Annotated in this window: 15 protein-coding genes; 5 read left to right on the top strand and 10 right to left on the bottom strand. The window is 57.0% G+C overall.

The genetic code is table 11. The features are described from left to right. Window positions 1–37: 37 nt before the first annotated feature. The 3 genes from pcaF to ACFQUU_RS07750 are packed head-to-tail and all read right to left on the bottom strand — an operon-like array spanning window position 38 to window position 2575. A complete protein-coding gene (pcaF, locus tag ACFQUU_RS07760; protein ID WP_382245095.1) occupies window positions 38–1240 on the bottom strand; it encodes a 3-oxoadipyl-CoA thiolase in 1203 nt (400 codons plus the stop codon). 22 nt (window positions 1241–1262) lie between these two features. Next, window positions 1263–1907: a CoA transferase subunit B gene (locus ACFQUU_RS07755; RefSeq protein ID WP_382245092.1), complete on the bottom strand. Its 645-nt coding sequence runs from the start codon at window positions 1905–1907 to the stop codon at window positions 1263–1265. Next, entirely contained in the window at window positions 1904–2575 is a 672-nt protein-coding gene (locus ACFQUU_RS07750) for a 3-oxoacid CoA-transferase subunit A (protein ID WP_382245089.1), read from the bottom strand. Before ACFQUU_RS07750 ends, ACFQUU_RS07755 begins: the two co-directional genes overlap by 4 nt. Window positions 2576–2806: 231 nt before the next feature. Between ACFQUU_RS07750 and ACFQUU_RS07745 the strand changes: the two genes are divergently transcribed. Continuing rightward, the gene (locus ACFQUU_RS07745) at window positions 2807–3649 is read left to right on the top strand and encodes an IclR family transcriptional regulator C-terminal domain-containing protein (protein ID WP_382245086.1); all 843 of its coding nucleotides are present in this window, start codon (window positions 2807–2809) and stop codon (window positions 3647–3649) included. 111 nt (window positions 3650–3760) lie between these two features. Here the strand turns inward: ACFQUU_RS07745 and ACFQUU_RS07740 are convergent, their stop codons facing one another. Both ACFQUU_RS07740 and ACFQUU_RS07735 read right to left on the bottom strand, forming a co-directional pair. Further along, window positions 3761–4036 carry a hypothetical protein gene (locus ACFQUU_RS07740; protein WP_382245083.1) on the bottom strand — a complete coding sequence of 92 codons (276 nt, stop codon included), beginning with the start codon at window positions 4034–4036 and terminating at the stop codon, window positions 3761–3763. After that, on the bottom strand, window positions 4033–4491 hold the full coding sequence (locus ACFQUU_RS07735; RefSeq protein ID WP_382245080.1) for a DUF2778 domain-containing protein: 459 nt from the start codon (window positions 4489–4491) through the stop codon (window positions 4033–4035). Before ACFQUU_RS07735 ends, ACFQUU_RS07740 begins: the two co-directional genes overlap by 4 nt. Window positions 4492–4887: 396 nt before the next feature. Here ACFQUU_RS07735 and ACFQUU_RS07730 point away from each other — a divergent pair, with 396 nt between their 5' ends. Then, on the top strand, window positions 4888–7437 hold the full coding sequence (locus tag ACFQUU_RS07730; RefSeq protein WP_382245077.1) for an ATP-binding protein: 2550 nt from the start codon (window positions 4888–4890) through the stop codon (window positions 7435–7437). A gap of 127 nt (window positions 7438–7564) precedes the next feature. Here ACFQUU_RS07730 and ACFQUU_RS07725 read toward each other — a convergent pair whose 3' ends face one another. Continuing rightward, window positions 7565–7867: an HU family DNA-binding protein gene (locus tag ACFQUU_RS07725; RefSeq protein WP_382245745.1), complete on the bottom strand. Its 303-nt coding sequence runs from the start codon at window positions 7865–7867 to the stop codon at window positions 7565–7567. A 356-nt stretch (window positions 7868–8223) separates the two neighbouring features. Here ACFQUU_RS07725 and ACFQUU_RS07720 point away from each other — a divergent pair, with 356 nt between their 5' ends. Next, window positions 8224–9357 (top strand): glycosyltransferase family 4 protein, encoded by a 1134-nt coding sequence (locus tag ACFQUU_RS07720; RefSeq protein ID WP_382245074.1) that lies wholly within the window; start codon window positions 8224–8226, stop codon window positions 9355–9357. 25 nt (window positions 9358–9382) lie between these two features. Here the strand turns inward: ACFQUU_RS07720 and ACFQUU_RS07715 are convergent, their stop codons facing one another. Beyond that, on the bottom strand, window positions 9383–9916 hold the full coding sequence (locus tag ACFQUU_RS07715; RefSeq protein ID WP_382245071.1) for a glycine zipper 2TM domain-containing protein: 534 nt from the start codon (window positions 9914–9916) through the stop codon (window positions 9383–9385). 215 nt (window positions 9917–10131) lie between these two features. Between ACFQUU_RS07715 and ACFQUU_RS07710 the strand changes: the two genes are divergently transcribed. Continuing rightward, a complete protein-coding gene (locus tag ACFQUU_RS07710) occupies window positions 10132–11064 on the top strand; it encodes a YihY/virulence factor BrkB family protein (RefSeq protein ID WP_382245069.1) in 933 nt (310 codons plus the stop codon). Between the two features lie 21 nt (window positions 11065–11085). On the opposite strand, the gene ACFQUU_RS07705 is transcribed toward ACFQUU_RS07710, so the two are convergent. The 3 genes from ACFQUU_RS07705 to ACFQUU_RS07695 all read right to left on the bottom strand — a co-directional run bounded on the left by ACFQUU_RS07705 (window position 11086) and on the right by ACFQUU_RS07695 (window position 15867). Continuing rightward, window positions 11086–13353, bottom strand: a complete 2268-nt coding sequence (locus tag ACFQUU_RS07705; protein ID WP_382245066.1) for a CHASE2 domain-containing protein — start codon at window positions 13351–13353, stop codon at window positions 11086–11088. A 51-nt stretch (window positions 13354–13404) separates the two neighbouring features. Next, window positions 13405–15036, bottom strand: coding sequence for a GAF and HD-GYP domain-containing protein (locus ACFQUU_RS07700; protein ID WP_382245063.1), 1632 nt, complete (start codon window positions 15034–15036; stop codon window positions 13405–13407). A gap of 63 nt (window positions 15037–15099) precedes the next feature. Beyond that, a complete protein-coding gene (locus ACFQUU_RS07695; protein ID WP_382245060.1) occupies window positions 15100–15867 on the bottom strand; it encodes an MBL fold metallo-hydrolase in 768 nt (255 codons plus the stop codon). A gap of 440 nt (window positions 15868–16307) precedes the next feature. Between ACFQUU_RS07695 and ACFQUU_RS07690 the strand changes: the two genes are divergently transcribed. Next, window positions 16308–18674: an ATPase, T2SS/T4P/T4SS family gene (locus ACFQUU_RS07690; RefSeq protein WP_382245057.1), complete on the top strand. Its 2367-nt coding sequence runs from the start codon at window positions 16308–16310 to the stop codon at window positions 18672–18674. Window positions 18675–18704: the final 30 nt, after the last annotated feature.

Below are 18704 nucleotides of genomic sequence, written 5' to 3'. Positions count from 1 at the left end.
GCAGGAAAATTAGGGTGGCGATGAGAGGAGAATACGCTTATACCCTCTCGATCACCATCGCAATACCTTGCCCCACGCCGATGCACATGGTGCAGAGTGCAAAGCGTCCATTCGTGCGGTGCAGCTGGTACATCGCCGTGGTGACCAGGCGCGCGCCGCTCATCCCGAGCGGATGGCCGAGCGCGATTGCCCCGCCATTGGGATTGACGCGCGGATCGTTATCCGCCACACCGAGTTCACGCAATACCGCCAGGCCCTGCGACGCAAAGGCTTCGTTCAGTTCGATCACATCCATCTGATCGATTGTCATGCCAAGCTGCTTTAACAGCTTCTGGGATGCCGGCGCCGGGCCGATGCCCATGATGCGTGGCGGAACGCCTGCGGTGGCCATGCCGACGATACGGGCACGCGGTGTCAAGTCAAAGCGCTTCGCGGTGTCTTCATTTGCCAGCAGCAGCGCACAAGCGCCGTCGTTGACACCAGACGCATTGCCAGCAGTGACGCTGCCATCCGGGCGTACCACGCCTTTCAGTTTGGCGAGCGCTTCGACGCTGGTGGCACGCGGGTGCTCGTCATGGTCAACGATGATGGCATCGCCCTTCTTTTGCGGAATGGTGACCGGTGTGATTTCCTGGGCGAGGTTGCCGTTCTTTTGCGCAGCGGCTGCCTTGTTCTGGCTGGCGACGGCAAACAGATCCTGGTCTTCGCGGCTGATCTTGTAATCGACCGCGACGTTCTCGGCTGTCTCCGGCATTGAATCGACACCATACATTTCCTTCATCAGCCTGTTGACGAAGCGCCAGCCGATGGTGGTGTCGTAGATCGCCGCATTGCGCGAGAACGCGCTGTCGCCCTTGCCCATGACAAACGGTGCACGCGTCATCGATTCGACGCCGCCGGCAATCATCAGGCTGGTCTCGCCGGCCTTGATTGCGCGGGCGGCGGTTCCGATCGCATCCATGCCGGAACCGCACAGGCGGTTGATGGTCGCGCCCGGCACGTCCTGCGGCAACCCTGCCAGCAGCAATGACATACGTGCCACGTTGCGGTTGTCTTCGCCGGCCTGGTTGGCGCAGCCGTATAACACGTCCTGTACCTGAGTCCAGTCAACGCCCTTGTTGCGCTCCATCAGCGCGCGCAGCGGCACGGCGCCGAGATCGTCGGCGCGCACATCCTTGAGCGCGCCGGCATAGCGGCCAATCGGGGTACGAATCGCGTCACAGATAAATGCGTCAGTCATGATGTGTCCTTGGCAGAAAAGGTCAGAGCCGGGCCAGCGTCAGTGGAACGCCGGTGATGCGTTGCAGGTCTTCAAATGGCAGTTCGTCGATGATCTCGCGCACCAGCAATCCCTGTGGCGTCACATCGATAACTGCGAGGTCGGTGAAGATGCGGTTGACACAGCCGATGCCGGTCAGCGGATAAGTGCATGCTGCGACGATCTTGCTTTCGCCGGCCTTGGTCTGGTGTTCCATCATCACAAACACTTGCTTGGCGCCGACTGCAAGGTCCATCGCGCCGCCGACGGCAGGAATCGCATCCGGCGCGCCGGTATGCCAGTTGGCCAGGTCTCCCTTTGCGGAAACCTGGAATGCGCCGAGCACGCAGATATCCAGATGTCCGCCTCGCATCATCGCGAAGGAATCGGCATGATGAAAATACGCGCCGCCGGTGAGCAAGGTAACCGGCTGCTTGCCGGCATTGATGAGGTCTTCGTCTTCCTCGCCGGGTGCCGGTGCGGGACCCATGCCCAGCAAGCCATTTTCGCTGTGCAGGAAAATTTCCCGTTCCTTTGGCAAGTGGTTCGCCACCATGGTAGGCAAGCCAATGCCGAGATTGACGTATGCGCCTTCCGGTATATCTTTCGCCACGCGTGCGGCGATCTGGTCGCGGCTGAATCGTTTCATGCTGGTTTTCCTTCCTGGACCACACGTTGCACAAAGATCCCTGGCGTGACGATCGCTTCCGGGTCCAGTTGACCGAGGTCGACCACTTCTACTACCTGCGCGATGGTGCATTTGGCCGCCATCGCCATGATCGGGCCGAAATTGCGTGCGGTCTTGCGATAGACAAGGTTACCCCAGCGGTCGCCGCGCAAGGCCTTGATCAGCGCAAAGTCTGCATGGATGGGGGTTTCAAACACATAGTTGCGACCGTCGATGACACGCGTCTCCTTGCCCTCGGCCAGCAAGGTGCCATAGCCGGTGGGAGAAAAGAAGCCACCGATACCAGCGCCGGCCGCGCGAATGCGCTCCGCAAGATTGCCTTGCGGCGTCAATTCAAGCTCGATTTCGCCGGCCCGGTAAAGCGCATCGAACACCTGGGAGTCCACCTGGCGCGGGAACGAGCAAATGATTTTGCGCACCCGCTTTGCCTTGAGCAGCGCTGCCAGTCCGGTCTCGCCATTGCCTGCATTATTGTTCACGATGGTGAGCTCGCGTGCGCCCTGCTCCAGCAGCGCGTCGATCAGTGCCGAAGGCATGCCGGCATTGCCAAAGCCGCCGATCATGACGGTCGCGCCGTCGTGGATATCGCTCACTGCTGCGTGCAGCGAGTCGCAAATTTTATTGATCACGTTGGTTCCTGTTGATGATAGGAAGCTTGCGTTGACTTTGTGCGATAAACGAACTAATGTCTGTTTATAGAACAACCATTGCAGTGTAGCTATCACGATTGGCAAGCGTCAAGGCGGGTTATACAAATGTGTTCGGTGGCCGAACGGAATACGCGATACGTATAACGGCAGAGCAATTGTCCGTTGGACAATACGGCAATGCGCTGCAGGCAGTAAACTTGGGAAAACAAGATGACAAGCAACAATCCGCGGACCGCTGAGGACAGCAGGGAACATGGCGGCAAAAAGGTATTGACCATCGCCGAAGAAATCGACGCGCTGACCGATCCCAGCTTTATGACTTCGCTGGCACGCGGGCTTGCTGTGATACGCGCCTTCAGCGATCAGCGGCGCAGCCTCACTATCGCGCAGATCAGTCACCGTACCGGAATTCCGCGAGCGGCCGTCAGGCGCTGCCTGCATACGCTGAGGCAACTCGGTTATGTCGATTCGGAAGCAAATAATTTTTCGCTCAAGCCCAAGATCCTGACGCTGGGTTATTCCTATCTGTCATCGACGCCATTGACCGTTTCGGCCCAGCCCTGCCTGAATGCCATCAGTCGCGCCCTCAATGAATCGTGCTCGCTTGCCATGTTGGATGAGGGCGAAGTGCTCTACGTATCGCGCTCAGCGACGGCGCGCATCATGTCGGTCGCCCTCAATACCGGCAGTCGCCTGCCCGCCTATTGCACATCGCTTGGCCGGGTCCTGCTCGCGCATTTGTCCGACGAAGCCTTGTCCGCTTACTTTGCCCGGGTGGAACTCAAGGCCTATACCGACAAGACCGTGGTATCGGAAGCGCGGATTCGCGAGATCCTTGCGCAGGTAAGGAACAGTGGATATGCACTGGTGGAAGAGGAACTGGAAATCGGTCTTCGCTCGATTGCAGTGCCAGTGAACGGCGCTTCGGGGAATGTGATTGCCGCGCTGAACATCGGTGCGCAAGCGACCCGCGTCAGTGCAGCGAAGATGCGGGAAGAATTTCTTCCGGCGCTATTGCGGGGTGCACAGGAGCTGTCGATCTTGCTGCCCTGAATATGGAATTTGCTGCGGACCTGCATTATGTATGTTGAAGAGCTTATATCCGACTCTAAATTTCCGACATTCCTTACAGCAGTGAAACGGTGCGTGGACCGCACCTTATGTTTACTGCAGTTGATGCGATCGCACGAAACGCAAAGCGCAGAAGGCCAGTACACTGGCAACAGCCAGCACGACCAAAGCAATCGTGAATCCGACCAAAAATTCCAGATCCGCGACCTCCTCCGCATTGCTGGATCCGTAGATTCCGTCCAGCCATTGCCACCACGACGCAGGCAGAGATAGTCCCGTATCTGGATTGCTCAGCCAAAGACGCGTCAAAAAAAGTGCCCCCGCTGCCCAGATCACAAGGGCAAACAACGCTTTCGCCACGCGCTTCATCTGACCTCCACCTTCCCGTAGGCCATATGCTTCGTACCCGGGATGGTAATCGGCCTGACACTTTTCAAAACACTTCTGACATGGTTAAAGTGGGCGCGATTTACCATCACAATGCAACCTTTGCTTAAACCACTTGGCCCCTTGGGGTGAAGGCGGAAATTTCCTCGCTCAACCTCCTTGCAATAGGTACGATCGTCGATGACGCTGTCAATCGCGTACAGCGCGAACCAGTCGGTTCGGCCCTTGATTCTGTCCCACAGCGGACCAAGCAATCCTCCTGACTCGCGATCGACGATGTAGTAAGTACCAACCGGAATCGGCCCGAGGTTTTGGAGGCATGCCGCACTGCGTTTATTGACTTCCCCTCCAAGCCCAGAAAATGCTGGATAGGATGCCGTGAGGATTTGAAACTTACTCATCGGCTGGTTGTTGAGCTCAAATCTGCAATCAAACATGGATTTTCTCTTAAAGCGACGTGTGAGTTAAAAGCAGCTTGGCAGTCTACAAAGGCATTGTGGAATTGTCTATTTGATAAATATAAAAAGCTTCATCAGAGGTGCCGACTCGATTCCGCCTGCTGAGTCGGCTCATCCTAAATATGCTGTGTTATGCGCAAAGACGTTCAGGGTGCAACCGTGCTTGCAGCGCCAGACATCGCCGAATCGGAACCCGAATCGGTGTAAAGACCTTGCGTAAAGAATTCCTCATCTCTATTTGGGCGCACCGGAGCTGTCGATCTTGCTGCCCTGAATATGGAATTTGCTGCAGAATAACGTATCTCAATTTGCACTCCGATTCCGTGATGCAACACTTGCTGCGAACTTTGTGCCATCCGTTGGAGCAGACCCGTTTTGAATAGCATTTTCATTGGCAATTTCGACTTCCTTTCAGGCGACGGCAAAATGCGCGCATTGATGCGCGAACATGACTGGAGCAATTCGCCACTCGGTCTACCGCAGCACTGGTCCCCTGCGTTGCGCACGGTGACCGGCTTGATGCTTGATTCCAAGTTTCCAATGTTTCTTGCCTGGGGTCCCGAGCTCGGCTTTCTCTATAACGATCCGTATATCGAAGTGCTCGGGGCCAAACATCCGGACGCACTGGGCCGCCGCTTCGAGGTTATCTGGACTGAGATCTGGCCAGTCATCAGTCCATTGATCGAGCGTGCTCTTGCCGGCGAAGCGACCTTCAACGAAAACTTGCCGCTGCTGATGCTGCGCAACGGGCATGAGGAGCAGACCTGGTTCACGTTTTCCTACTCGCCGGCCCGCGACGAAAACGGCAACATCGCCGGCATGTTTTGCGCCTGCACCGAAACTACCGCACAGATCCTCGCGGAACGCCGGCAAGCCTTTGAACTGAAGATCGCCGACCTGTTGCGCGACCTGGATGACCCTTACGAAATTACCGAAGTCGCCGCAGCAGCGTTGGGACAACATCTGCAAGTATCGCGCGTAGGTTACGCAGAGATCGATGCAAGCGGCCAGTTCGTCTCCGTCGCTCGTGACTGGACCGCGCCGGGGGGTACTAGTCTGGCCGGAGAAACTCGCCCGTTAGACAGCTTTGGTCCCGACATCATTGCCGAACTGCGTGCAGGGCGTGTGCTGCGGCTGGATAATATTGCAGACGACCCACGGTCCGCCCCCTATGCGGCGGGCTACGCCAGTATTGACACCCGTTCCCTGCTGATCGTCCCGCTGATCAAGGTAGGTCGCTTGACCGCACTTCTTTATCTGCATGAGCCGGGCACGCGTCGATGGACCAATGAAGATCAGACGCTGGCAGAGCACGTCGCCGAACGCACTTGGGCTGCCGTCGAACGCGCGCGTGCCGAAGAAAAGCGGCGCGCCGCGGAAGAAGCGCTGAGTTCACAACTGGCAGCGGAAGGCAATCGACTTCGCGCATTATTTCAGCAGGCACCGGGCTTCATGGCGGTGTTGCGCGGTCCCGATCATGTATTTGAACTTGCCAATGCGGCTTACATGCGCCTGATCGGCGCACGGGATATCATCGGCAAGCCGGTACGACTTGCCCTGCCCGAGATCGAAGGACAGCCCTTCTTCGCCAGGCTCGATCATGCGTTTTCTACCGGTGAGCCCTTTTTTGCGCAGCAGGAACGGGTTGTCTTGCAGAGAACGCCCGGCGGTCCGGCGACCGAGCGATTTGTCGATTTCATCTTTCAGCCGGTGATTGATACGGATGGAACGGTCGCAGGCATCTTTGTCGAAGGCTACGATGTTACCGACCGCAAGCTTGCCGACGAAGCCTTGCGTGCCGCCGATCGCCGCAAGGATGAATTTCTGGCGATGCTGGCGCATGAGTTGCGCAATCCGCTGGCGCCGATCAGCAATGCCGCACAAATTCTGAAAATGCTTGGCGCTGACCAGCCAATGGTACGCAAGGCCAGTGACATCATCGCCCGCCAGGCCGAACACATGACGAGCCTGGTCGATGATTTGCTGGATGTGTCCCGCGTGACCGGTGGACTGGTCACGCTGGAAAAGACAGTACTGGATTTGCATGATGTCGCAGCAGGCGCCATCGAGCAGGTGCGAACGCTGATTGACGCACGTCGGCACAGGCTGAAACTCGACATTCCGGACCACGCGCTTCTGGTGGTGGGTGACCGTACGCGGCTGGTCCAGGTGCTGGCAAACTTGCTGAACAATGCGGCGAAGTACACACCGGAAGGCGGCGAAATTCAACTCCGCATGCACGAAGAAGCAGACAGGATCGTCGTCAGCGTACGAGACGATGGTGTCGGAATCGACGCCAAACTACTGCCGCATATCTTCGAGCTTTTTACCCAGGGCGAACGTTCTCCTGATCGCGCTCAGGGAGGCCTCGGCCTGGGGCTCGCACTGGTGCGCAGCCTCGTTACGCTGCACGACGGCACAATCGAGGCAAGCAGCGGCGGTCAGGGACACGGCAGCACATTTACATTCTGCCTGCCTCGGCACGACGGAGCCGGCACCGGCGAGCGGACAAGGACAAAAGGCGCGATTCCTTCAGCGCCGCAGACTGGCCTGAAGGTCATGGTGGTGGATGACAATATTGATGCCGCGGATACACTTGCCATGCTGCTCAATGCCAGAGGCCATCAGGTCTACGTTGCGTATTCAGGCGCCGAGGCAGTGCAAAGTGCAAGGCAACAGAAACCCCAGGTATTTCTCCTAGATATCGGCTTGCCGGATATAGATGGTTATGAGCTGGCAAGACGCTTGCGCGAAGAGGAAGGTGGTAGCGAAGCAGTGCTGATTGCATTGAGTGGCTATGGCCAGGCTCAGGATCATTCGCGCTCGAAGGCGGCGGGTTTCAACCATCATCTGGTCAAACCAGCTGGCGCACTCGAAGTCACGGCCTTACTGGAGCAATTGGCTACGGATAAGGTGGGAAGATAAAGTGATTCAGCAAAGGTTCAGCAGGGATATCGCGAAATAAAACTGAAGCGGTTGTTCGCGGATACCTGCGTAGATGCAGCAGGCCCCGGAAAGCGGCGAGAACGCCCGAGGCGTCTCGCCCGAAGGATCAGCCGTTGACGGCGTCCTTGAATGCTTTGCCTGCGGAGAATTTCACAGTCTTTGCGGAAGCGATCTTGATTTCTTCGCCGGTACGCGGATTACGGCCGGTGCGTTCTGCACGTACGCCGCTACCGAAGCTGCCGAAACCGACCAGCTGGACGGTCTTGCCTTCTGCAACAGCTTTGACAATGTTGTTGATCACCGAGTCCAGTGCGCGTTGCGCAGCGGTTTTCGACAGATCGCACTCTGCTGCAATTGCATCTACCAGTTCAGTTTTGTTCATCGCATTCCTTTCAGAAAAGGAGCAGATTCTAACAAAAGAAATGGCGTCTGGCTGCGGGTTTGCGCGGAAAATTACTTTCTGGAACAAATAAATTTGCAATTGTGTGGGCTTTACACCCCAATCAAGTCAATCCTGTGTGATTTGGTGGTTTTTACCCTTACAGATCAACCCGAATCTGGTAGGCAGCTTCGTGCTGACCGTGTAACACCGGCATGGTGGCACAACCATTTGCCCCAAATTTGGGCAGTGGCGGTTTGCGGGTTGATATATCTCTGCCTTCGGGAGTGAAACATTGAACAAGCCGAGATAAACACGATCACACGTACTGCTTTTTGCAGGTGTTCACCGGAACAGTCGCCTTTCGCAATATGAACAGGTCAACGATGTTACGCATCTCTCTTGTTTCCAACGAATTACCGCCTTACCGTGTGCCGTTCTTTCAGGCGCTGGACCGCACACCGGGCGTCGCGCTGCAAGTCTTGTTTTGCACACGGCGCGAGCCGAACCGCCGGTGGGAAATTCCTTCGCTTGACTTCGGTCATGAATTCCTGCGCGAACGGATCATCACCATTCGCGGACGTTACATCCATAACAATCCCGGCGTCGTGCCTGCACTGCATCGCTTTGCGCCGCATGTCGTGGTCACCGGTGGTTTCAATCCCACACACTTGTATGCCTTTGCCTATTGCTTGGCAAAACATATTCCCCATGTCGCGATGACGGACGGCACAGATGTGTCGGAAAGGGGCTTGGGCAAGTGGCACAAGGCAGTGCGTCGCCTCGTGTATGCACGCAGTGCGGCTTTTGTATCAGCAAGCTCTGGCGGCCGCCGCTTGCATCGCAGCTATGGCATTGCCGATGAAGCCTGCTTCCGCTCCTGCCTGTGCATTGATAATGCGGTATTCGCGACTTCTGAAAACGCGCAGGAACGGGAGGTCGACTTTCTGTTTTGCGGCCGAATCGAGCCGGTCAAAAATCCCATGTTTGCATTTGATGTTGCCTTGCACACGTCGCGCAGGTTGGGGCGGAAAGTCAGCATCCTGTTTGTTGGCACTGGCGAACAGGAAGAGGCACTAAGGGCGCATGCCGCGCAGCATGCGGCGCAGGTCGATGCGCGGTTCCAGGGCTTTGTTGCGCATGCAGTGCTGCCCTCGCTCTATCATTCGGCGAAGATCTTCCTGTTTCCAACTCTGTGGGACCCTTGGGGTGTAGTGGCCAATGAAGCCTGTGCCGCCGGGTTACCGGTATTGGTCTCGCCACATGCCGGCGTGGCCAATGAGCTGATCGTACATGGCCGTAATGGATTGGTGGAAAATCTCGACACCGGCGCCTGGAGTAAGGCAGCCGCAATGCTGCTATCGGATCAATCAGCCTGGGAAAAGTTTTCACGTGCAAGTGTCAGTATGGCGAGCGACTACACTTATGCAAGCGCGGCGAGCGGGCTGGTGGCCGCCTGTCGCTATGCGACATCGAACACCAGCCGTCCATCAGCCTCGATGAATCATCGTGTCACTTAAAGTTTGTTAGCTCAAAGCTGATTTTCTATTGACGATACGCACGGTCGTTCTCGATACGTACCCGGCCACCCACGTACAGATCGGCGACATTGTCCTGCACCACGGTGCGGTAACTTCCGTTATCCATCCTCACGCCAACCTGATAGGCGTCGCGCGCTTGCCCATTGCGCTGTTCCATCTGGTTACCCACGACCGCGCCGCCGACAACACCCGCGACAGTCGCCGCTTTCCGGCCACTGCCGCTACCAACCTGATTGCCTAACAGACCGCCAACGACACCGCCTACTACCGTACCGAGGCCGATACCGTTGTTTGCGGCCGGCGCACCTTGTACAACCTGAATCGAATCCACGGTTCCATGACTATAGGCATAGGAGGGCGACGTAGCCGGGTAAGGCCTGGAAGGAGATGTTCCGGAAGGATAGGTTCCAGCCGGATAGCCACCTGCGCTCGATGGATAAGGTTGGGTAGCAACCGGGCCATAACCGGGGCTTGCGCAGGCGGTAAACATTCCGGCTGCGAGCAGGGAGGCGAGAGCTTTGGTAACGAAGGTTTTCATGATTTGTTCTCGGTAGAATTGATAAGCCAATTAAACGACAAAGCACGGTGTGACTCCAGTGTCGGCTCGTAATGGTTGCAACAAGTTGTATCCGCTTCGGCATGCGGCATCCGGTAGGGATTCACCTGTACAAGCTTGTGCTGGCGCATGGCAATGCCCATCGACCGCGCCATAATTGAACCAGGCTAATCCTTTCCAATTTGGCGCATTGACGCATGGAATCAGCAAACCTCGCTCCTCCTGCCAGTGTCCTTTCAAGACTGCGCCCGATGGTTGTAGGCGCAGTGGAGAACTGGGTCAGCGACCGCGCATCGAGCAAAGGTGCGGCGCTGGCCTTTTATACCCTGTTCTCGCTGGCGCCGGTGCTGGTAATGGTTCTCGCCATTGCCGGCGCGATTTTTGGCGAGGAGGCAGCGCGTGGCGCCATTTTCCATGAACTGGACGGTCTAGTCGGGAAGGCTGGCGCAGAGGCAATCCAGCTTCTGCTTGCCAGCGTACGCAACCCAACTAGTGGTCTGGTTGCTTCAATGTCGGCATTTGTTCTGTTGCTGGTCGGTGCAACCACCGTGTTCGGCGAGCTGAAGGACAGTCTCGATGAAATCTGGCACACCCCTCCTTCGCGCCAGTCAGGGATCGTGGCCTTCATCCGTACCCGGATACTGTCATTCAGCCTGATTCTGGTCCTGGCTTTTCTGCTGCTGGTATCACTCTCGATCAATGCGGCGTTGGCGGTACTGGAGAAATATGTCGGTGGCTACTGGGCCGACGCATCGGCCATTCTGCTACCGATATCGTCCGTCGTATCATTCGGTGTCATCACCAGCCTGTTCGCCGCCATCTTCCGGCTGCTCCCTCAGGTAAGGCTGCCGTGGCGTGATGTATTGATTGGTTCGCTGGTGACCGCCGCACTCTTCATCATCGGCAAAAATCTCATAGGCGCTTATCTTGGAAGCAGCAAGGTTGCGAGTGGTTACGGTGCCGCCAGTTCAATGATCGCGCTGCTGTTATGGGTCTATTACTCTGCGCAGATTTTTTTCCTCGGCGCGGAGATCACCCATCAGTACGCGCTCTGGTTTGGCAGCCGGCAACGGGAGCGAACACGACCGCAGCGATCATCGCAGTCCGAGCCTCGGTCGCTGCCGACTTGATTGCTTTCATTGCGGACCCGCTTATTTTGTTTCGAATGTCGTCACACCATCCCAATCCGGACCCGGCGGATGCTGTCGATAATACGCAACCCGCTCTAGGTAGAGCTGGTAGAGCCCGTTCTGCGGATCGCCTGTCAGCAGGCTCTGCAATGATTGTTCCGCGCTATCCCACTGCTGGCTGCGCACCATCGCGAGGGTGGCATGCCATTGATCCAGTTCTGCTCGCGTTGCTTCGTCGATCTCGGACTCCAGCGCAACCGGTTCGAAGATCGGCACCGGCTCGTTCTTCCCCTTGACACGCACGCGATCAAGTTCCCGATACGCGAACGCTGGAGCCGCAGCGCGAGTTACCGCGCCGACTGCAATGCCGACTCCATAAACCTTGGTAATCCCTTCGAGACGGGAAGACAGGTTCACCGCATCGCCCATCACCGTATAGGCGCGCCGGATTTTGGATCCCATGTCGCCGACCCGCATTTCTCCGGTATTGAGGCCGATGCCGATTTTCAGCGGCGGCCAACCGCGTGCCAGAAAGTCCCGATTCAGGCGGTGCGCGGTCTGCTGCATATGCAGTGCGCTGGCAACCGCGCGTTCAGCATGGTCCGGCAAGGCCACAGGAGCACCCCAGAACGCCATCACCGCATCGCCGATGTACTTGTCGAGCGTGCCACGGTTGCCGCGAATATCTTCGGACATCGCGGTCAGATAAATGTTGATGTATTCGCGCAAGGCGTTCGGATCCAGTCCTTCGGAAATCGTCGTGAATCCACGTACGTCGCAGAACAGTACCGTTAATTCGCGGCTTTCACCCTCCATGCTGTAGCTCTGTGGATTGGCGGCCATTTCAGCGACGAGTTCGGGCGCCACATATTCGCCAAAGAGGTTAACCATCGCCCTGCCCTTACGGTATTCGAACAGATAACCCCATGCAAGATTGAACACAAATAATGCGCCGATCAACAACAATGACACAGCGAAAGGAACGACCCAACTGAAAGTCTGGTACATCAGGTAGTTCCAGCCCACCACGGCAGCGGCGGCAAGCAAGGAGACAAAAATCGACAGTACCGGTGTCAGCACCGGCAACAGCAAACCAAGGAAAAGTCCGATTGCCACAACCTGCAGCAGTTCGATGGCAAAACTGAAATCGGGGGTCTGCTTGAAGTCTCCATCAAGGATCGAGGAAATAATATTGGCATGCAGTTCGACGCCGGGATAGTCGATATTGACTGGTGCCGCTCGCAGGTCCTTCAAACCTGCGGAGGTGGTACCCACCAGCACGATGGCGTCAGCAAGAGGCTCGCCTGGTGCCGTGCCGTTGATTACATCGACTGCGGAGATATAACGGTACTGTCCGCCCTGCGGCCCACCGGGCCCGCGGAAGTTGATCAGCGCAGTGAGGTTGCGTTCCAGCGGCACGATAGTGGTGTGGGGTTTGCTGTTCATGCGGATTGCCTTCAGCGCCCCGTATTCCTGGCTGATGCTGTCCGAAAACAGGGTTTCATCGCTGGAAAAGAAAACCGGCCGCACCACGCTCGCACCCAGTGCGACGCGCGCAGTCGCCAACGCCAGCGATTCATAGTAATCGTCGCCGACTCTTGCCAGCAGCGGCAGGCGACGGATCGTGCCATCGGAATCCGGCGTCGGGTTCATGAAACCGCCTGCCTTGGCCGCACGCTGCAATACGTCGAGGTTGCCGCTATAGGATGTATAAACGGAAGAGTCGATCTCCCTGCCCTTCAGATGCTGCTTGCTGAATACCGGCTGGGGTAGCAGTCCCTTGGTGACGGCGCTGCTTTCGTTGGACAGGTAATAACCGAGGACGGTAGGACGATCCCGCAATGCGGCGGCCATGCGTCCGTCATAGTCGAAACGTGGCTTAAGGGCACGGATGCGCGCTCCGAAACCATCGACATCCTTGAGTTCCTTCCTGGCCAGCGATTCCAGCGTTGCGTAACCAGAGCTGGTATCCGGCTCGGAAAAGATGACGTCGAAGGCAATGGTGCGTGCATGATATTGCTGGTCGAGCTTGTCGATCAGATTTGCAATGATGTCGCGGCTCCAGGGCCAGCGGCCAACTGTGGCCAGACTCTTTTCATCGATATCGACAATGACGATGCGCGGATCGAGTTCCCCCTTCTGCAATCGGAGCCGCACGTCGTTGGCGAAGACATCCATGCGGTCGACGATTTCGGTTGGCACGTAGTGCAGGATTTCCGCCGCCGCAAGCAGCGTCAGCATCATCGCGACAAACCAGCGTATGCCGTAGCGGAGCAGGACACCCCGCATACCTATGCTCCGCCCCTGTATCGGAGTGACAAAGTCGGCACAGTCCTCACCTCAAGGCACATAGCCCGGGATCTTGCTTTCGTCGACATGGTCAATCTGTGCCGGATCCATGAAGCGCCGCGCGTAATCGAGGTAAACCTTTTCGCGGATAAACACATCAAACAAATCCGGATCGATATGGTTGCGCAGCTTGAAGCCGCCGAGGATCTTCAGCGATTCGGACAGGCTCTTGCCTTTCTTGTAGGGACGGTCCTTGGCGGTCAGCGCTTCGAAAATATCCGCGATCGCCATCATGCGCGCCTGCACCGACATCTGCTCCGCGCGCAAGCCGCGCGGATAACCCTGGCCATCCATGCGCTCATGATGGCCGCCCGCATACTCGGGAACATTCTGCAAATGCTTGGGCCACGGCAGTGATTCCAGCATCCGTATCGTCACCGAGATATGGTTGTTGATGATGTCGCGTTCCTGCGCATTCAGGGTACCTGCGCGGATGTTGAGGTTGCCGACTTCCTCGTCATTGAGCAGATCCTGTTCCTCGCCATCCGGACCGATCCAACGATACCTGCGCGCAATATCGATCACGCGCTTCTGATCTTCGGCCGACATGCTTTCGCCACCGATATTGGCTTGTCGCAGAAAGCCGCGATCGCTGTCGATGGCAGCCAGTTCCGTGCTCAAGCGCTGGTTGATTGCGTCGTGGTGGCGCGTATCGCTGCCATAGGACAATTTTTCCTTGAGCGCGCGGATCTCGACATCACGTTTAAGCACTTCAAAGCGCGCATCGATCAGGTGAATCCGATCGAAAATGGTTTCCAGCTTGGTGGCCTTTTCAACGACATGCACCGGCGTGGTGATCTTGCCGCAATCGTGCAGCAGGCCGGCGATCCACAATTGCTTGCGGTCGCGGTCGGTCATGCGGAAGTCCGCGAAGGTGCCCCGCTCCGTCCTGTGCACGGCATCGGCCAGCATCATGGTCAGTTCAGGCACCTGTTCGCAATGACGACCGGTATGCGGCGACTTTTCGTCGATCCCAATATTGATTAGCTTGATGAAGGATTCGAACAGATTTTCGAGACGGGCGATGAGCTGTGAGTTGGTAATGGCGATCGCCGCCTGTGATGCCAGGGCCTCAATGAAGCGCTGGTCAGTGTCCGTAAAAGCGCGTGTCTTGCCGGTCGCCGGGTCTTTGGCATTGATCAGCTGCAGCACGCCGATGACTTCTTCCTCGTGGTCCAGCATGGGCACGGTGAGGAAGGATTGCGAGTGATAACCGTATTGCTGGTCGAAACTGCGCATCGCGGAAAAATTAAAGACGTCGACCTGGTAGACGTCCTGGATATTCACCGACACCCCCGTGTTGGCCGCGTACGCTGCGACCGCCCCGAGGTTCTTGCTTCCGCTTGCGGTGTACAGCGGGATGTCGGGAATATCGACCGAATGCCCGCTGGTGCCGCCCTGGTACATGCCAAGCGAATCATTGATCGAGATATGGAAGCTCAGGCTCTTCTTGTCCGCGCTGGTACGGTAAAGCGTACCGCCGTCGGCGTGAGTCATGCTCTTTGCCGCCTTCAGAATGCGCTCCTGCAGCAAGGCGATATCGTGGTTGGTGCTCAGCTCGACGCTCAGTTCGGTAAGCTGCTCTAGCCTTAGGGCAATGTCGGTGTAACTGGGATCGCTCATTGTTTTCCGCTGACGATACGTTTCTGTTTCTAGTGCCTGATGCCCTGATACCCTGATGCCTGCTCAGAATTCGAACACGTCTCCGCATTTCAGCGCGCGAAACGGACGCCCGCCCCCGCCCGTCTCGAGTTCCTGCATGATCAGATCTTCCTGGCCTGGTTTGAGATGGTAAATCAGGAACTCGATCGCGTCGTTCATCGCATGAATGTCTTCGATGAGCGAGGCCGGACAGAAATGCATCGATTTTTCGGCCAGCCAGCGTTCGGCATTGGCAAATGAACAGTCGACGATCACCTTGGACAATTTCACTTCATTGCCGATCGCGGCCCAGAGTTGCGGCGTCGATGCCATATCCCCGGTAAACAGGAAGCCGGAGCGGCCGTTCTGCACGAGATAGGCCGCCGATCCGACGGTGTGATTGACTGCGTGGGACGTCAGGCGCCGGCCACCGAGTTCCACCGTGTCGCCATGCCCGACTACCTTCCATTGCAAGGCCGGATGGGCGGCATCGGGAATCGTGGCGAAATCGGGCCAGAGGATCCAGTTGAACAGGTGCTGCTTCAGCGCGTTGATAATGGTTTCGGTGGCGTGGACGACAATCGGTGCGTTGCGCCTGCCTTGTACGGCATCGACCAGCAATGCCAGACCTGCCACATGATCGAGATGGCTATGCGTGATGAAGACATTATCGATGCGCGCCAGTTGGTCGACGTCCAGGCTGGTGAGTCCCGTGCCTGCGTCCAGGAGGAGATTGTCATCGACGAGCAGGCTGGTGGTGAACCGTTCACGGCCCCCTATGCCGCCTGCACATCCAAGTACTTGAAGCTTCATCGCGCAATGCCCGGCCGGTCCGGGCGGAATGGTAAGTACGGTGTAGTTACTGTCCGGGCGGTTTCATCCGGACCCCTGACTACTGCCGAAAGCATCCTCATGTACCACCCTCCCTTTGCTTTTTTGAATGATTGTAGACTGAATCGACTAAATTGCGGCTTTTTAGTCGTCACAAAGAGAGCGTGGAAAATTATGCCTGCCGCGGTGATACATTTACGCAACGCGATCAATTATGATTGAAGGCATCTTGTTACCGAGTGTCTGCATGGATTCAGCACGCCTGAAAACGCGGATCACGGATTTCACCAATCGAGCAGCAACACGATGACAAAACACCAACACTGGACTTTGCGAGGCTGCGCGGGTTTCGCGCGCAAGGAGACCTGCCAGGTGAGCTCATCTGTTGATTTTATTGAAACACACCGTATGAACGGGACCACATGAGCGCGGTTCTAGGCACCTCCAAGACTGCCGGCGCGGACGACACCAATGTCCGCCTTATTTTTTTCAAGAAGCTGCAGGCTGTCACCAACAAGATCCATGCGACCAGTAATCTCGACGAGCTCATGCTCGACCTGTCGCAGGACCTGTGCGACCTGTTTGATTGCGATCGTCTGACACTGTACGCGATGAGCGAGGATAAGACCTGCATCGTCTCACGGGTCAAAACCGGCCTGAATTCCTTCAGGGATTTCCAGTTGCCCCTGTCGCCGCAAAGCATTGCGGGTTATGCGGCACTGTCGCGCCGGGTAATCAACCTGCGCGATGTTTATGACGAAAGCGAACTGAAGTCGCACTCGCCCGAACTGCACTTCCAGCGGGGCGTGGATCAGCACACCGGCTATCGCACCAAGCAGATGCTGGTCGCGCCGCTGATCGATGCGCAGAGTAATGCTCTGCTGGGCGCCATTCAACTGATCAATAACCGCACCGGCGAAGCCTTTTCGGCGGTCGCCGAAGAAGGCATCAGGGAACTGTGCAAGACGCTGGCGATTGCCTATGCGCAGCGCCTCAAGCCGGCTCCGCTGATCCGTTCCAAGTACAGCGCACTGGTCTCGGAAGCGGTGCTGTCCGCTGCCGAACTCGAACTGGCCACGCGCTCCGCACGACGCAAGAGCGATGACATTGAAGAAATCCTCATCAAGGAATTCCAGGTCAAGCCGCAGCTGATCGGTCAGTCACTGGGCAAGTTTTTCGGCGTACCTTATGAGCCGTACAAGCCGGACCGGGTCAAGCCGGTCGACTTGCTGCGTAACCTGAAACGTGAATTCGTCGAGCAGAGCCAGTGGCTTCCGATCGAGGAAGGCTCCGAGGGCGTAGCGATCCTCGCCATCGATCCCGAGCATGTACGCAATGCACGCGTGATCAACAACGTATTCCCCAAAGCAAAGCTGACCTACCGCGTCACCACCATGCGCGAATTCCGGCAGACGATCGATCTTTTCTTCGGCGTCGAAGGCGATCTCACCTCCGTCGGCGACTTGTTGTCGGGCATGGAAGGTGAGGACGACGATGGTGTCGAACTCTCCGAGGCTGACTTGTCCGCCGCGGCGGAAAACGAATTGGTCAAGCTGGTCAACAAGGTGATTGTCGATGCCTATCGGCAGGGTGCCTCCGATATTCATATCGAACCACGTCCGGGTAAGGAAAAAACCGTCATCCGTTTTCGCAAGGATGGTTCGCTGGAACCCTATATCGAGATTCCGGCCAGCTACCGCAATGCGATTTCCGCGCGGATCAAGATTATGTGCGACCTTGATATTTCCGAGCGCCGCAAACCGCAGGACGGCAAGATCAAGTTCAAGAAATTCGGCCCGCTCGATATCGAACTGCGCGTAGCAACCATTCCTTCCGCTGGCGGCGTTGAAGACATTGTGATGCGCATCCTGGCGGCAGGCGATCCGATTCCCCTCGACAAGTTGGGTGTGCTGCCGCATAACCTTGAGCGCTTGCGTGCCGCCGTCAGCAAACCTTACGGCCTGTTCTTCGTATGCGGCCCGACCGGTTCAGGCAAGACGACAACCTTGCATTCGGTGCTGCACCACCTGAACACGCCGGAAACCAAGATCTGGACGGCGGAAGACCCGGTCGAAATTACGCAGAAAGGTTTGCGCCAGGTGCAGGTCAACCGCAAGAGCGGACTGGACTTCGCGACGGCGATGAGGGCTTTCCTGCGAGCCGATCCCGACGTCATCATGGTCGGCGAAATGCGCGACAAGGAAACCGTGTCGATGGGCATCGAAGCATCACTGACCGGCCACCTGGTATTTGCGACCCTGCACACAAATAGTGCGCCCGAATCGATCGTACGCCTGCTGGACATGGGCATGGACCCGTTCAACTTTGCCGACGCGCTGCTCGGCGTACTGGCGCAGCGCCTCGCCAAGCGCTTATGCGCCAATTGCAAACAGGCATATGAACCCAGCGCTGAAGAACTGCAGCTGCTGCTGGCCGAATACTGCGAAGAACTGCGCAATACCGAGACCTTCAAGAATCCGAAGGAAGGCCAGCAACGCGTCATCGAGGAGTGGACCGGGAGGTATGCGGACAGCAATGGCAAATTCAGGCTGTACAAGGCGGTTGGTTGCGATCAGTGCAGCGGCGGCTACAAAGGCCGTGTGGGCCTGCATGAACTGATGATCGGTACGGACAAGCTGAAACGCCTGATCCAGGAACACAGCCGTGTTGCAGTGATGCTGGCCGCTGCGCTCGAAGACGGCATGCTGACCTTGAAAATGGATGGTATTGAGAAAATCCTGTCAGGGATTACCGATATCAAACAAGTGCGGGCGGTGTGTATCAAGTAAGCTGGTGCAGGACTCTTCGACATGGTCGAC

This window comes from Herbaspirillum sp. GCM10030257 (assembly GCF_042666555.1).
Classification (GTDB): domain Bacteria; phylum Pseudomonadota; class Gammaproteobacteria; order Burkholderiales; family Burkholderiaceae_D; genus Noviherbaspirillum.
The sequence above is the reverse complement of the archived record's forward strand: the minus strand, read 5'-3'. Positions and strand labels throughout refer to the sequence as shown.